Genomic DNA, 14324 nt, shown 5'->3' with positions numbered 1-14324 from the left:
CGGTGAAGAAGGTAAACAGCTATGGGTAGGCTCGGCCCCACCGAGATCATTCTCATCCTCGTCGTGGTCATTCTTCTGTTCGGCGCCAAGAAGCTCCCGGACATGGCCCGCTCCCTGGGCAAGTCGGCCCGCATCCTCAAGAGCGAGGCCAAGGCCATGAAGGCGGACGACCAGCAGAGCGCCCCCGCCGACCCGCCGCACGCGGGCACGCAGGAGCCCGCCCCGCGCACCATCCAGGCCGCTCCCGGCGACGTGACCAGCGCGCGTCCCGTGACCGAGCCCTCGGACACCACCAAGCGCTGACCCGGTCCGCCGCGGCCGCCGCACCGGGCGGCGGCCTGCCGCACGAGATGAGGACGTGGGTTGCCCAAGTCTGCCCGCAAGCAGGAGAAGGATCCCGAGGGCCGGATGCCCCTCGTGGAACACCTGCGTGAACTCCGCAACCGACTGGCGAAGGGGCTCCTCGCCATCGCAGCGGTGACGATCGTCGCCCTCGCCTACAGCGAGGAGCTGATGCAGTTCCTGACGAAGTCGGTGCCCACCTGCGCCAAGGGCGTCACCAGCGACGGCGGCAACTGCGCGATCGTCTCCTTCAACACGCTGATGGCTCCCTTCAGCACGACGATCCAGTTGTCGCTGACGGCGGGCCTCGTCGTCGCGAGCCCGGTCTGGCTCTACCAGCTGTGGGCGTTCGTCGCGCCCGGTCTGCACAAGAACGAGAAGAAGTACACGTACGCCTTCGTCGGCGCGGCCGTGCCGCTCTTCGGCGCGGGTGCCTACCTCGCGTACCTGATCCTCCCCGTCAGCGTGAAGGTCCTCATCAGCCTCACGCCCAGCGGCTCCGCGAACATCCTGTCGCTGAACGACGTCCTCGACTTCACCCTGCGCATGGTGCTCGTCTTCGGCCTCGCCTTCGAGCTCCCCCTCGTCCTGGTGATGCTGAACCTCACCGGCGTCCTCACCGGCCGCCGCATGGCCGGCTGGTGGCGCGGCGTGATCATGGGCGTCTTCGTCTTCGGCGCCGTCATCACCCCCACCACCGACCCCGTCGGCATGATCGCCCTCGCCGGGCCCATCACCATCCTGTACTTCGGGGCCGTCGGCTTCTCCCTGCTGAACGACCGGCGACGCAGGCGCGCCAACCCCGACGCCGAACTCGACGACGACGAGGCCTCCTCGCTCGACCTCACCCCCGAGACCGTCGGGGCCGTCGAGCCCGTGAGCGCCGCCCGCGCCCTGCCCGAGCAGGCCACCGGGGACCACGGGACGAGCGTGCAGCGGCTCAACGGTTACGACGACATCACCTGAGCTTGTAAGGTCCCCCCAGACTCCGTCCGGGGGGACCTCTCATGACCGGCGACATCGCCCTCTTCGTCAATCCCGCCGCAGGCCGCGGCCGCGGCGCCCACGCCGCCCAGCCCGCCGCGCAGGTGCTCAGGGACGCCGGATTCTCCGTCCGCACCGTCCTCGGGCTCGACGCCGACGACGCCCTGGCACGCGCGCGCGAGGCCGTCGCCGACGGCACCGGCGCCCTGGTCGCCGTCGGCGGCGACGGCATGATCTCCCTCGCGCTCCAGGCCGTCGCGGGCACCGCCACCCCCCTCGGGATCATCCCCGCCGGCACCGGCAACGACTTCGCCCGCACACTCGGCCTGCCCCTCCGCGACCCTGCCGCCGCCGCCCGCCTCACCGCCGGGCTCCTGAAGGGCGAAGGAGCCCGCGCGACGGACCTCGGGCGCGTCACGAGCGGCACCCGCACCCGCTGGTACGGCACCGTCCTCGCCTCCGGCTTCGACTCCCGCGTCAACGACCGCGGCAACCGCATGCGCATCCCCGCCGGACGCTTCAAGTACGACCTCGCGATCCTCGCCGAGCTCGCCTCCTTCCGGCCCGTCCCGTACCGCCTCACCCTCGACGACGGGCGCGTCCTGGAGACCGACGCCACCCTCGTCGCCGTCGGCAACGGCGCCTCCTACGGCGGCGGCATGCGGATCTGCGCCGACGCCCGCACCGACGACGGACTCCTCGACGTCACCGTCGTCGGGGACTGCGACCGCACCACGCTGATCAAGGTCTTCCCCCGCGTCTACAAGGGCACCCACCTCGGCCACCCCAAGGTCACGACCCACCGGGTCCGCTCCCTCACCCTCGACGCCCCCGGCATCACCGGCTACGCCGACGGCGAGCCGCTCGGGCCGCTGCCGCTCACCGTCGAATGCGTCCCGGACGCCCTGCGCGTCCTCGCCCCGGCAGCCTCCGGAACCGCCCCGGCAACCCCCGGAGCCGAGCCCTCCGCTTCCCCTCGATAAAGATCGCGTCACTGTCACAGGTGGCGGGTAGGCTCGACAACAAGATGACAGAGGACCTCACACCAGCCGAGGCGTACGCGGCCGCCCGCGCCCGCAACGCCGAGCAGGCCACCGCACTGGCACCCTTCCGCGAGCTGTACGAGTTCGGTCTGGACCCCTTCCAGATCGAGGCCTGCCAGGCACTCGAAGCGGGAAGGGGCGTGCTCGTCGCCGCGCCCACGGGCTCCGGCAAGACCATCGTCGGCGAGTTCGCCGTCCACCTCGCCCTCACCCAGGGCCGCAAGTGCTTCTACACGACCCCCATCAAGGCGCTGTCGAACCAGAAGTACGCCGACCTCGTCAAGCGGTACGGCGCCGACAAGGTCGGCCTGCTCACCGGTGACAACAGCGTCAACGGCGACGCCCCGATCGTCGTCATGACCACCGAAGTCCTCCGCAACATGCTCTACGCGGGCTCCCAGGCCCTCTCCGGCCTCGGGTACGTCGTGATGGACGAGGTCCACTACCTCTCCGACCGCTTCCGCGGCGCCGTCTGGGAGGAAGTGATCATCCACCTCCCCGAATCCGTCACGCTGGTCTCACTCTCCGCGACCGTGTCCAACGCCGAGGAGTTCGGCGACTGGCTCGACACCGTCCGCGGCGACACCGAGGTCATCGTCTCGGAGAGCCGGCCCGTGCCCCTCTGGCAGCACGTCCTCGCCGGGCGCCGGATGTACGACCTCTTCGAGGAGGAGACCGACCACGGCGGCCGCGGCGCGTCCCGGCGCGAGGTCAACCCCGACCTCCTCCGCCTCGCCCGCACCGAGAACACGCGCACGTACAACCCGCGCGACCGGCGGCGCGGCAAGATGGTCCGCGAGGCCGACCGCGAGCGCGAGCGCCGCCAGCGCTCCCGGATCTGGACCCCCGGCCGCCCCGAGGTCATCGAGCGTCTCGACGCCGAAGGGCTCCTGCCCGCCATCACCTTCATCTTCAGCCGCGCCGGCTGCGAGGCCGCCGTCCAGCAGTGCCTCTACGCCGGACTCCGGCTCAACGACGACGAGGCACGCCTGCGCGTCCGCGAGATCGTCGAGGCGCGCACGGCCGCGATCCCCACCGAGGACCTCCACGTCCTCGGCTACTACGAGTGGCTCGAAGCGCTGGAGCGGGGCATCGCCGCCCACCACGCCGGCATGCTCCCGACCTTCAAGGAGGTCGTCGAGGAGCTCTTCGTCCGCGGCCTCGTGAAGGCCGTCTTCGCCACCGAGACCCTCGCCCTCGGCATCAACATGCCCGCGCGCACCGTCATCCTCGAGAAGCTCGTCAAGTGGAACGGCGAGCAGCACGCGGACATCACCCCCGGCGAGTACACCCAGCTCACCGGCCGCGCCGGCCGCCGCGGCATCGACGTCGAGGGCCACGCCGTCGTGCTCTGGCAGCGCGGACTCGACCCCGACCACCTCGCCGGACTCGCCGGCACGCGCACGTACCCGCTGCGCTCCAGCTTCAAGCCCTCGTACAACATGGCGGTCAACCTCGTCGAAGGCTTCGGCAGGCACCGCTCCCGCGAGCTCCTGGAGACCTCCTTCGCCCAGTTCCAGGCCGACCGCTCCGTCGTGGGCATCTCGCGCCAGGTCCAGCGGAACGAGGAGGGACTGGAGGGCTACCGCGAGGGCATGACCTGCCACCTCGGAGACTTCGAGGAGTACGCGCGGCTCCGCCGCGACCTCAAGGACCGCGAGACCGAACTGGCCCGGCAGGGCGCCGCGCAGCGCCGCGCCCAGGCCGCGAGCTCGCTGGAGAAGCTCAAGCCCGGAGACGTCATCCACGTCCCCACCGGCAAGTTCGCGGGCCTGGCCCTCGTCCTCGACCCGGGCATCCCGGCCGGCCGCACCAACGGCCACCGGGGCTTCGAGCACCACGACGGGCCGCGCCCCCTCGTCCTCACCGCCGAGCGACAGGTCAAGAGGCTCGCCTCCATCGACTTCCCGGTCCCGGTCGAGGCGCTGGAGCGGATGAGGATCCCCAAGTCCTTCAACCCGCGCTCCCCGCAGTCCCGCCGCGACCTCGCCTCCGCCCTGCGGAGCAAGGCCGGGCACATCAACCCCGAGCGTCACCACCGGCAGCGCTCCGCCGCCGCCGACGACCGCGAGATCGCCCGGCTGCGCACCGAGCTCCGCGCGCACCCCTGCCACGGCTGCGACGAGCGCGAGGACCACGCCCGCTGGGCCGAGCGCTACCACCGTCTCCAGCGCGACACCCAGCAGCTGGAGCGGCGCATCGAGGGCCGTACCAACACCATCGCCCGCACCTTCGACCGGATCGTCGCGCTCCTCACCGAGCTCGACTATCTGCGCGGCGACGAGGTCACGGACAACGGCAAGCGACTCGCCCGGCTCTACGGCGAACTCGACCTGCTGGCGAGCGAGTGCCTCCGCGACCGTGTCTGGGAGGGCCTCACCCCGGCCGAACTCGCCGCCTGCGTCTCCGCGTTGGTGTTCGAGGCGAGGCAGGCCGACGACGCCGTCGCGCCCAAGCTGCCCACGGGCAACGCCAAGGCGGCGCTCGGCGAGATGGTCCGGATCTGGGGCCGTCTCGACGCGCTCGAAGAGGAGTTCAAGATCAACCAGGCGGAGGGCGTCGGCCAGCGCGAGCCCGACCTCGGCTTCGCCTGGGCCGCCTACCAGTGGGCCTCCGACAAGAGCCTCGACGAGGTGCTCCGCGAGGCGGAGATGCCCGCGGGCGACTTCGTCCGCTGGTGCAAGCAGGTGATCGACGTCCTCGGGCAGATCGCGGCGGCGGCGCCCAAGGAGAACAGCACCGTCGCGAAGAACGCCCGCAAGGCCGTGGACGCGCTGCTGCGCGGCGTCGTCGCCTACAGCTCGGTGGGCTGACGGAGGCGTGCTCTCCGAAGGGGCCCGTGGCGCGTGCGCCGCGGGCCCCTTGGTGTGCCGAGCGTGCGACGGACCTTTGGCGTGCGGCGCGCACATGCTCCCTTTGGCATGTTGCCGACATGGGTTGTCCACAGGCCGTCGTCCACAGGGGTGGCGCGGGGGCCCGGCCTTCCGCTTGCATGGACTCGCAAGCAGGGGAAGCCAGTTGGGGAGGGGACGCGCATGACCACGCAGGCAGGTCCGGACGCCGGGGCGCGAGACGAAGGGCAGCCGGCGAGGCGGTCGGCTGGGCGGCCGCTGGGGCAGTCGGCTGGGCGGCTGGTGGGGCAGTCGGCTGGGCGGCCGGTGGAGTCGTCGGAGCGGGTTCCGGCGCCGGTCTTCGCCGACGGACCGCGAGGCGTGCCCTTCCTGGGCAACCTCCCCGCCTTCGGCAAGGACCCCCTCGCCTTCTTCGAACAGCTGCGGGAGCGCGGGGACTTCGTCCGCTGGCGCTTCGGCGGCAAGCAGTGCCTCTTCATCGCCCACCCCGACACCGTGGGCGAACTCCTCACCGAGGTCGAGCGGAGCTTCGACCAGCCGGATCTGGGCATCGCCTTCCGGACCCTCCTCGGTGACGGGGTCATCGTCTCCAAGGGAGCCGACTGGCGACGCAAGCGCTCCCTCGTCCAGCCCTCGGTCCGCCCCAAGCAGGTCCGCTCCTACGCGGCGACGATGGCCGAGTGCGCCGTCGGGCTCGCCGACAGCTGGGCCGACGGCCGGCACATCGACGTGAAGAAGGAGATGGCCGCCCTCACCCAGCTCATCGCGGTGCGCACCATCTTCGGAGTGGACACCGCCGCCGACGCCGAAGCCATCGGGCAGGCGATGGACATCGCGCAGCGCGAGATCGGCGCCGAGTTCAGCGGCATCGGGGCGGTGCTGCCCGACTGGGTCCCCACTCCGGGACGCGCCCGGATCAAGCGCGCGACGGCCGTCATCGACGCGGAGGTCTCCCGCGTCGTCTCCCGCCACCGTGACGGCGACACGGATCGCCCCGACCTCCTCAGCCGGCTGCTCGCCGCTCGGGACGAGACGGGCGCGCCCCTCTCGGACCGGGAGATCCGCGACGAGACCGTCACCCTCTACATCGGCGGCCACGAGACGACCAGCTCCACCCTCGTCTGGACCTGGTACCTGCTGTCCCGCAACCCCCGGGTCCGCGACGCCCTCACCGAGGAGCTCGACCGGGTCCTCGCCGACCACGAGCCCGGGTACGACGACTACGCCTCCCTGACCTACACCCAGGCGGTCATCAAGGAGACCCTGCGTCTCTACCCCACCATCTGGCTGCTCACCGGCCTCGCCAAGGAGGGCGCCACCCTCGGCGGAACCCCCGTCCCCGCCGGGACCCGCGTCTGGTCCAGCCAGTGGGCCACCCACCGCGACCCCCGCTGGTACGGCGATCCCGAGGCCTTCCGTCCCGAGCGCTGGCTCACCGGCGAGGACGGCGAACCGGCCGAGGAGATACCGGAGTACGCGTGGTTCCCCTTCGGCGGCGGGCCCCGCGTCTGCCTGGGCACCCGCTTCGCCCTCGTCGAGGCGGTCCTCGTCCTCGCCGTCCTGGCCCGCCGCTACCACCTGGACCTCACCCCCGAGGAGATACACCCGGTCCCCAGCCTCACCCTCCAGCCGGACCGCGACGTCCTGGCCACGATCCACGCACGGGCCTGAGGCGCCGGGACCTCGGAGTACCGGTCAGCGAACCGTTGCCGGCGGCCGGGCGGTCCGGAGCGCGCGGACGGCCAGGAACAGGGGTAGTCCGACGGGGGAGAGGAGGATGGTCAGGAGGAGCAGGGGGGCCATCAGGAGCGGGTGGATCGAGAGGCGGCGGGCCTCGCGGTACATCCACTGGCCCAGGAGGAGGTCCCAGGCGATGACCTGGGCCCAGAGGGCGCCGGCGCCGTTCGCGAGTGCGGTGAGTTCGCGGAAGGTGTCGAGGTCGGGACTGCTGACCGCCGCCCACAGTTCGGGCAGGACGGGGGCGGCGAGGACCGCCCAGACGGTCAGGATCGGCAGGACGGTCAGCGGCGAGGCCGCGAGCCGGTCGGTGACCCGCCGGCCGGGCGCGAGGATCATGAGCAGCCAGACCGGGGCCGCCAGCAGGAACGTCAGCTCGAAGAGGAAGCCGGTCATGCCGCGACCTCCTCGGTGCGGGCGGGGGCGGCGGTGCCGGTGCGGAGGGACAGTGCGGCGGCCGCCCCGCCGAGGACCACGACGGCCCCCGCCGCGGCGAGCGTCACGCCGTCCGGCGCGAACAGCGCCTGGCCGCGCAGCGCCTGCCAGGTCAGCAGCGCGAAGGTCGCCGCGTACGCCGCCGAGGCCGTGAGTGTCAGGCGCAGCCGGACCCGCTCGTCGGCCAGGCGGGCCAGGACCGGGAAGCGGGCGGAGCGCGCGGCCAGGGCGGCGAGGACGATCAGCAGCAGCGGGAGCAGCTGAAGCGCGTGCATGCCGAAGAAGTGGGCGATGCGCAGGTCGCCGCCGGTGGTCGCCCAGCCGGTGAGCGCCATCGACGGGCCGCCGTCCGGGACTCCGACGCTGTGGGCGCCGATGATCTGCGGGTCGTCGACGGCCAGCTGGTCCGGCGTCGGACGGACCATCAGGAAGCCGACGGCGGCGCCCGCCAGGGCGATCAGGGAGGACAGCCGGACGGACCAGGCCATCGCCCGGTCGAGGATCCGGGCGCGGAGCAGGAGCACCGCGATGACCAGGGCGCCCAGCCACAGCACGACGACGGTGGCGCCCATGACCTGGAAGACGGCGCCGTCGAAGGGGGTGGCCTGGTTGAAGTGGCTCTGGGTGCCGCGGATCACCTGGAGGGTGATGAGCGCCATCTCGACGACGCTCGCGACGGTGATCACCGTCCCTGCCCACCAGCCGGCCCGCCGCCCGCGGGGGAGCAGCGAGAGCATCCAGGCGAGCGAGAGCCCGTAGGCGACGAAGGAGACGGAGAACTTGAACGGCTTGGTCCAGATCGGCACGCCGACGAGGATCCGGTCGTCGACGGCGATGCCGACGGCGGAGACGAGAGCGAGGACGACCATCGAGGCGGAGAACCAGACCAGCGGGCGGTGCAGCCGGGGCGTGGTGACGGATGGGGTCGGTGGGTTCGACGAAGACATACGGATCCCCCCGTGGGAAAGTATGGATAGTGGCACTCGCCGCTATCTGATAGCGCCACTATCTATGATGGGGGTGTCGGTCGGCAAGGGCCGGAGAAAGACCGGGAAGGTGAACACGCGGTGCGCATCGGAGAGTTGAGTCGGAGAACCGGGGTGTCGGTGCCGACGATCAAGTTCTACGTACGGGAGGGACTGCTGCCCGCCGGAGAGCTGACGAGCCCGAACCAGGCCTCGTACGGGGAGGCGCATGTGCAGCGGCTCCGCCTGATCCGGGCGCTCCTCGACGTGGGCGGACTGTCCGTGGCCGGGGTCCGTGGCGTGGTCACGGCAGTCGACGACGCGGAGCAGCCCGTGCACAAGGTGCTGGGCGCGGCGACGGATCCCCTGGTGCCGCGCTACGACCGGGAACCCGGCGACGGCATCGAGGAGGCGCGGAAGAAGGTCGCCGGGCTGATCGCGGCGCGCGGCTGGCACGCCGACCCGTCCAGCCCGGCGGCGGAGGCCCTCGCGGTGGCCATCGTGGCGCTCGACGACCTCGGGCACGGCCGGTTCGTCGAGGTCCTGGACACGTACGCGGACGCGGCGGAGGGGGTCGCGCGGGCCGACCTGGACTACGTGGCGCGCCATGTGGCGCGGGAGGAGCTCGTGGAGAGCGCGGTCGTCGGCACGGTCCTCGGCGACGCGATCTTCTCCTCGCTGCGCCGGCTGGCCCACATGGACGCCTCGGACAGCACGTTCGGCCGGACGACGAGGGGCGGGGGAGCGGAGTGACGGCGAGGGGCGGGGGAGCGGGGTGACGGAGAGGGCCCGGGGCTTTCGCCGCCCCGGGCCCTCGTCTCAGTTCTCCTGCTCGCGCTCCACCTGGTCGTTCCACTCGCGCTTGATCGCACGCCAGGCCTCGTCGGACTTGCCCTGGCGCCAGTAGCCCGAGATCGACAGGCGCTCGCGCGCCACGCCCCGGTCGAGCCGCAGGTGCCGGCGCAGCTCCTTCACGAAGCCCGCCTCGCCGTGGACGAAGGCGTGCACCTCGCCCGCCGGGAACTCCAGGGCCGTGACCGCGTCGACCAGCAGCGCGCCCACCGGGCGGTCGCCCCGGTGCAGCCAGGTGACGTCGATGCCCGTCGCCGTCGCGAGCTTCTGCTCCTCGGCCGCGTCCGAGACCTCGACGAGGACCTGGGCCCGCGCGCCCTCGGGCAGCTGCTCAAGGGCCACCGCGATCGCCGGCAGCGCGCTCTCGTCACCCACGAGCAGGTGCCAGTCCGCCGCCGGGTCCGGCGCGTAGCCGCCGCCGGGGCCGAGGAAGCGCACCGTCTCGCCCGCCTGGGCGCGCGCCGCCCAGGGGCCCGCCAGGCCCTCGTCGCCGTGGACCACGAAGTCGATGGTCAGCTCGTGGTGGACCGGGTCCCAGGCCCGCACGGTGTACGTCCGCGTCGTCGGCCACTGCTCCCGGGGGAACTCCGCCCGGATCCGCTCCATGTCGAACGGCTCCGGGTAGGCGACGCCCTCCGGGGCGAAGAGCAGCTTCACGTAGTGGTCGGTGTAGGTGTCCGCCGCGAAGCCGTCGAGTCCGGGGCCTCCCAGCACGACCCGCACCATGTGCGGAGTGATCCGCTCGGTGTGCACCACACGTGCTTCGGTGGCCTTCGGTGCCTTGCGGGCCGGCTGCTCTGCCACGACGGGCTCTCCTGACTCTGCGTACTTAGGTATGCCTAAGCTAGCATCCCGTGGCAAGAGAGGCTCGGGCGATGACGGACCGCGCATGGTTCCACGCGGTCCGTAGCCCTTTCCGTCAGCGCTCCAGGACCGGCAGCAGGCGCCCCACCGCGCCGCCCAGACCCCAGCGCTTCACCAGCGCCTCCAGGGCGGCCGGGTCCCGGGGGGCGGCCGGGAGGGCCGGGTCGAACTCCGGGAGCGGTGCGTCGGAGGCGACCCGCACCACCGTCGGCGCCACGTCCAGGTACGCGGCGGCCTCCACGATCCCGCGCCGCTTCGCCGGCGTCAGGCGCGACGTCCGGTCCTCCGCGGCGGCCCGGACGCCCGCCAGGTCCCCGTACTCCGTGATCAGCTGGGCCGCCGTCTTCTCGCCGATGCCCTTCACCCCGGGCAGGCCGTCGCTCGCGTCCCCGCGCAGCGCCGCGAAGTCCGCGTACTGCCCGGGCTCCACCCCGTACTTCGTACGGATCAGCTCCGCGTCCACCAGGTCGCAGTCGCCGACGCCCTTGCGCGGGTACAGCACGCGGACGCCCCGGGCGTCGTCCACCAGCTGGAACAGGTCGCGGTCACCCGTGACGATGTCCACGGGCCCCCCGGCGCGGCCCGCGAGCGTCCCGATCACGTCGTCCGCCTCGTACCCCGCCGCCCCGACCCGCGCGATGCCGAGCGCCGCCAGGACCTCCTCGATCACCGGCACCTGCGGGGACAGCGTGTCCGGGATCTCCTCCTCGTCCGGTCCCGTCTCCGTCTCCACGGCCACCCGGTGCGCCTTGTACGAGGGGATCAGGTCCACCCGCCACTGCGGTCGCCAGTCCTCGTCCCAGCAGGCCACCAGATCGTCGGGGCGGTGGTCCTGGACGAGCCGGGTGATGAAGTCGAGGAGCCCCCGCACGGCGTTCACCGGGGTGCCGTCCGGCGCCCGGACCGAGTCCGGCACGCCGAAGTACGCGCGGAAGTAGAGGCTGGCGGTGTCGAGGAGCATCAGGCGTCGCGTCACACCCCGATCATGCCGCACCCCACCGACAGCACCCTCCGTCCCGCGCGCGGCGCCCCTTCGGGACCCCTCGCGTGACCCCCGTCACCTTTGCGTTTGCACCCTGTGAAGCCGGGCAGGCGCGAGCCCGGAGCGGAACCCGGTACGAGATTCGACGCATACGGATCCCCGTACGCGACGGGCCCGCGGGCCGATCCCGCCCGCTCCACGGCCGGCCACGCGGGGGTGGTGGGGCCGTTCTTCGTCTCTACCCGTGAGGTGCATGTGTCCAGGCTCCAGGCAGACCACCTGTACAAGGTGTTCGGCAGACGACCCGACGAAGCCGTCCGCCGGCTCGCCGACGGCGCCGACCGCGAGGAGCTGCGCGCCGAAGGGACGACCGCCGCCGTCGTCGACGCCGGCTTCACCGTCGAACCCGGCCAGATCTTCGTCGTGATGGGCCTGTCCGGCTCCGGGAAGTCCACCCTCCTGCGCATGCTGAACGGCCTGCTCGAACCGACCGCGGGCCGCGTCCTGTACGACGGCCACGACCTCACCGCGCTCTCCCCCCGCGAGCTGCGCGCGGTCCGCTCCACCAAGATCAGCATGGTCTTCCAGCACTTCGCGCTCTTCCCGCACCGAAACGTCCTGGAGAACGCCGCCTACGGCCTGGAGGTCCAGGGCGTGCCCCGCGCCGAGCGCGAGACCCGCGCCGCCGAGGCCCTCGAACTGTGCGGCCTCGCGGGCTGGGAGAAGTCCTGGCCGGACGAGCTCTCCGGCGGCATGCAGCAGCGCGTCGGCCTGGCCCGCGCCCTCGCCACCGACGCCGACCTGCTCCTGATGGACGAGTCCTTCAGCGCGCTCGACCCGCTGATCCGCCGCGACATGCAGGACCAGCTCCTCGTGCTCCAGCAGCGCCTGAAGAAGACCATCGTCTTCATCACCCACGACCTCAACGAGGCCATGCGCCTCGGCGACCGGATCGCCGTCATGCGCGACGGCAGGATCGTCCAGCTCGGCACCGCCGAGGACATCCTCGTCCGCCCCGCCGACGACTACGTCGCCTCCTTCATCCAGGACGTCGACCGCTCCCGGGTGCTCACCGCCTCCGCCGTCATGACGCGGTCCGCCGCCCCGGCCGACTGCCCCGACGACTGCGCCTGCCGGCCCGTCGGACCCGACACGCTCGTCGCCGACCTGTGCGCCGTCGCCGCCCTGGCCCCCCACCCGGTGACCGTCGAGGACACCGACGGCTCCGTCCTCGGAGTCGTACCGACCGAACGTCTCCTCGCCGTCATGGGCGGTGTCGCCGCGACGCATGCCCCGTCCACCGAGACGCGGGAGGTGACCGCCCGTGCCTAGGCTCCCCCTCGGCCAGTGGGTCGACAGCTCCGTCGACTGGCTCCAGGGCCAGTTCTCCTGGCTCTTCGACGCCGTCAGCACCGGCGTCACCGGCCTCTACGACGGCATCGACGCCGTCCTGTCCGCGCCCCAGCCGCTGCTCTTCGCCGGCATCCTCGCCGTCGCCGCCTGGTGGCTGCGCGGCCTCGCCGCCGGTGTGCTCGCCTTCGCCGGCTTCGCGCTCGTCGACTCGGTCCAGCTGTGGGACGAGGCGATGGCCACGCTCTCCCTCGTCCTCGTCGCCACCCTCGTCACCCTGGTGATCGCCGTCCCGCTCGGCATCTGGGCGGCCCGCTCGAAGACCGTCAGCGCCGTCCTGCGGCCCGTCCTGGACTTCATGCAGACCATGCCCGCGATGGTCTACCTCATCCCGGGCATCATCTTCTTCGGCGTCGGCGTGGTCCCCGGCATCATCGCCACGATCGTCTTCGCGCTGCCTCCGGGCGTGCGGATGACCGAGCTCGGCATCCGTCAGGTCGACGGCGAACTCGTCGAGGCCGCCGAGGCGTTCGGCACCACCCCGCGCAACACCCTGCTGCGCGTGCAGCTGCCCCTCGCCCTCCCGACGATCATGGCCGGTGTCAACCAGGTCATCATGCTCGGCCTCTCCATGGTCGTCATCGCGGGCATGGTCGGCGGCGGCGGGCTCGGCGGCGCCGTCTACCGCGCCATCGGGAACGTCGACATCGGCCTCGGCTTCGAGGCAGGCGTCTCCATCGTCGTCCTCGCCATGTACCTGGACCGGATGACCGGCGCCCTCGGCCGTCAGGTCTCCCCGCTGGGCCGCCGCGCCGCCGCCAAGGCCCGCGCCGCGCTGAGCGCCAAGCGCCCGGGGGCCAAGCTCTGGGCCCACCGCCCGCAGCCCGTCGCCGCGCTCGTCGGCGTCGTCGTCCTCGCGCTCGTCGCCGGCGGCATGGGCTTCCTCGGCAACGGCGGCGCGACCTCCACCACCGCCTCGGGCCCGAACGGCGGCCACGGCAAGAAGGTCAGCATCGGCTACATCCCCTGGGACGAGGGCATCGCCTCCACGTACCTCTGGAAGGAGCTCCTGGAGCGCCGCGGCTACGAGGTCGAGACCAAGCAGCTGGAGGCCGGCGCCCTCTACACCGGCCTGGCCGGCGGGCAGCTCGACTTCCAGACCGACGCCTGGCTCCCCGTCACGCACCAGCAGTACTGGGAGAAGTACAAGAACAAGCTGGAGGACCTCGGCTCCTGGTACGGCCCCACCTCCCTGGAGCTCTCCGTCCCCTCGTACGTCAAGGGCGTCGACTCCCTCGCCGACCTCAAGGGCAAGGCCGGGCAGTTCAAGGGCCGCATCGTCGGCATCGAGCCCAGCGCCGGAATGATGGGCATCCTCAAGGACAAGGTCCTCAAGGAGTACGGCCTGGAGGGCGAGTACGAGGTCGTCGACGGCTCCACGCCCGGCATGCTCGCCGAGCTGAAGCGCGCCTACGAGCGCAAGGAGCCCGTCGTCGTCACCCTCTGGTCCCCGCACTGGGCCTACTCCGCCCACGACCTGAAGAAGCTCGACGACCCCAAGGGCTCCTGGGGCAAGGGCGACGGCGTCCACACCCTCGCCCGCAAGGGATTCGCCGCCGAGAACCCCGAGGTCGGCGCCTGGCTGAAGAACTTCTCGCTGACCGAGAAGCAGCTCACCGACCTCGAAGCCGTCATCCAGGAGACCGGCAAGGGCAAGGAGCAGCAGGCCGTCCGGACGTGGCTGGACCGGAACCCGGGCCTCGCGGAGAAGCTCGCCCCGCAGTAGCCCTCCGCTCTCACTGGCCGAAAAGGGGTGGTCGCCGAACGTGTTCGGCGACCACCCCTTTTCGTCACGACGCGAAACCCCGCCCCAAAGCTGCGTAAGGTTCAGGTAACCGACCAGTACGAGCAGAGGGAG

The 14324-nt window shown here is 72.1% G+C and carries 12 protein-coding genes; 8 read left to right on the top strand and 4 right to left on the bottom strand.

Translation table 11 applies throughout. The annotated features are described in order from the left end of the window. The first annotated feature begins 21 nt into the window (after positions 1-21). The 5 genes from tatA to IE237_RS25910 all read left to right on the top strand — a co-directional run bounded on the left by tatA (position 22) and on the right by IE237_RS25910 (position 6892). Positions 22-303, top strand: coding sequence for a Sec-independent protein translocase subunit TatA (gene tatA / locus IE237_RS25930; protein WP_041128368.1), 282 nt, complete (start codon positions 22-24; stop codon positions 301-303). A 105-nt stretch (positions 304-408) separates the two neighbouring features. Next, positions 409-1308, top strand: a complete 900-nt coding sequence (gene tatC, locus IE237_RS25925; RefSeq protein ID WP_189804557.1) for a twin-arginine translocase subunit TatC — start codon at positions 409-411, stop codon at positions 1306-1308. 41 nt (positions 1309-1349) lie between these two features. Then, positions 1350-2309 (top strand): diacylglycerol kinase, encoded by a 960-nt coding sequence (locus IE237_RS25920; RefSeq protein WP_189804515.1) that lies wholly within the window; start codon positions 1350-1352, stop codon positions 2307-2309. Positions 2310-2353: 44 nt separating this feature from the next. Then, the gene (locus IE237_RS25915; RefSeq protein ID WP_189804514.1) at positions 2354-5182 is read left to right on the top strand and encodes a DEAD/DEAH box helicase; all 2829 of its coding nucleotides are present in this window, start codon (positions 2354-2356) and stop codon (positions 5180-5182) included. 345 nt (positions 5183-5527) lie between these two features. Next, on the top strand, positions 5528-6892 hold the full coding sequence (locus IE237_RS25910; protein ID WP_189804513.1) for a cytochrome P450: 1365 nt from the start codon (positions 5528-5530) through the stop codon (positions 6890-6892). Positions 6893-6916: 24 nt separating this feature from the next. On the opposite strand, the gene IE237_RS25905 is transcribed toward IE237_RS25910, so the two are convergent. Together IE237_RS25905 and IE237_RS25900 are read right to left on the bottom strand one after the other, a co-directional pair. After that, positions 6917-7354, bottom strand: coding sequence for an ABA4-like family protein (locus tag IE237_RS25905; protein WP_189804512.1), 438 nt, complete (start codon positions 7352-7354; stop codon positions 6917-6919). Then, positions 7351-8262, bottom strand: coding sequence for a hypothetical protein (locus IE237_RS25900; protein WP_189804556.1), 912 nt, complete (start codon positions 8260-8262; stop codon positions 7351-7353). Before IE237_RS25900 ends, IE237_RS25905 begins: the two co-directional genes overlap by 4 nt. Positions 8263-8460: 198 nt before the next feature. Here IE237_RS25900 and IE237_RS25895 point away from each other — a divergent pair, with 198 nt between their 5' ends. After that, positions 8461-9111: a MerR family transcriptional regulator gene (locus tag IE237_RS25895; RefSeq protein ID WP_189804511.1), complete on the top strand. Its 651-nt coding sequence runs from the start codon at positions 8461-8463 to the stop codon at positions 9109-9111. 66 nt (positions 9112-9177) lie between these two features. Here the strand turns inward: IE237_RS25895 and IE237_RS25890 are convergent, their stop codons facing one another. Both IE237_RS25890 and IE237_RS25885 read right to left on the bottom strand, forming a co-directional pair. Next, positions 9178-10014 (bottom strand): siderophore-interacting protein, encoded by an 837-nt coding sequence (locus IE237_RS25890; protein WP_189804510.1) that lies wholly within the window; start codon positions 10012-10014, stop codon positions 9178-9180. A 115-nt stretch (positions 10015-10129) separates the two neighbouring features. Beyond that, the gene (locus IE237_RS25885) at positions 10130-11035 is read right to left on the bottom strand and encodes a 5'-3' exonuclease (protein WP_189804555.1); all 906 of its coding nucleotides are present in this window, start codon (positions 11033-11035) and stop codon (positions 10130-10132) included. A 276-nt stretch (positions 11036-11311) separates the two neighbouring features. Between IE237_RS25885 and IE237_RS25880 the strand changes: the two genes are divergently transcribed. Then, complete coding sequence (locus IE237_RS25880; protein WP_189804509.1) at positions 11312-12388, top strand: quaternary amine ABC transporter ATP-binding protein; 1077 nt, start codon at positions 11312-11314, stop codon at positions 12386-12388. Further along, positions 12381-14192, top strand: coding sequence for an ABC transporter permease/substrate binding protein (locus IE237_RS25875; RefSeq protein WP_189804508.1), 1812 nt, complete (start codon positions 12381-12383; stop codon positions 14190-14192). Before IE237_RS25880 ends, IE237_RS25875 begins: the two co-directional genes overlap by 8 nt. The last annotated feature ends 132 nt before the right edge of the window (positions 14193-14324 follow it).

The organism is Streptomyces tanashiensis (assembly GCF_014648895.1).
In the GTDB taxonomy this organism is placed as follows: Bacteria; Actinomycetota; Actinomycetes; order Streptomycetales; family Streptomycetaceae; genus Streptomyces; species Streptomyces tanashiensis.
This window is presented reverse-complemented; position numbering and strand designations above follow the sequence as displayed.

What these genes read in the sequence shown, in the direction of transcription:
- IE237_RS25885 (WP_189804555.1), bottom strand. Translation starts at nt 11,035, where the DNA reads ATGCTCCTCGACACCGCCAGCCTCTACTTCCGCGCGTACTTCGGCGTG.
- IE237_RS25905 (WP_189804512.1), bottom strand. Translation starts at nt 7,354, where the DNA reads ATGACCGGCTTCCTCTTCGAGCTGACGTTCCTGCTGGCGGCCCCGGTC.
- tatA (WP_041128368.1), top strand. Translation starts at nt 22, where the DNA reads ATGGGTAGGCTCGGCCCCACCGAGATCATTCTCATCCTCGTCGTGGTC.
- IE237_RS25920 (WP_189804515.1), top strand. Translation starts at nt 1,350, where the DNA reads ATGACCGGCGACATCGCCCTCTTCGTCAATCCCGCCGCAGGCCGCGGC.
- IE237_RS25900 (WP_189804556.1), bottom strand. Translation starts at nt 8,262, where the DNA reads ATGGTCGTCCTCGCTCTCGTCTCCGCCGTCGGCATCGCCGTCGACGAC.
- IE237_RS25915 (WP_189804514.1), top strand. Translation starts at nt 2,354, where the DNA reads ATGACAGAGGACCTCACACCAGCCGAGGCGTACGCGGCCGCCCGCGCC.
- tatC (WP_189804557.1), top strand. Translation starts at nt 409, where the DNA reads ATGCCCCTCGTGGAACACCTGCGTGAACTCCGCAACCGACTGGCGAAG.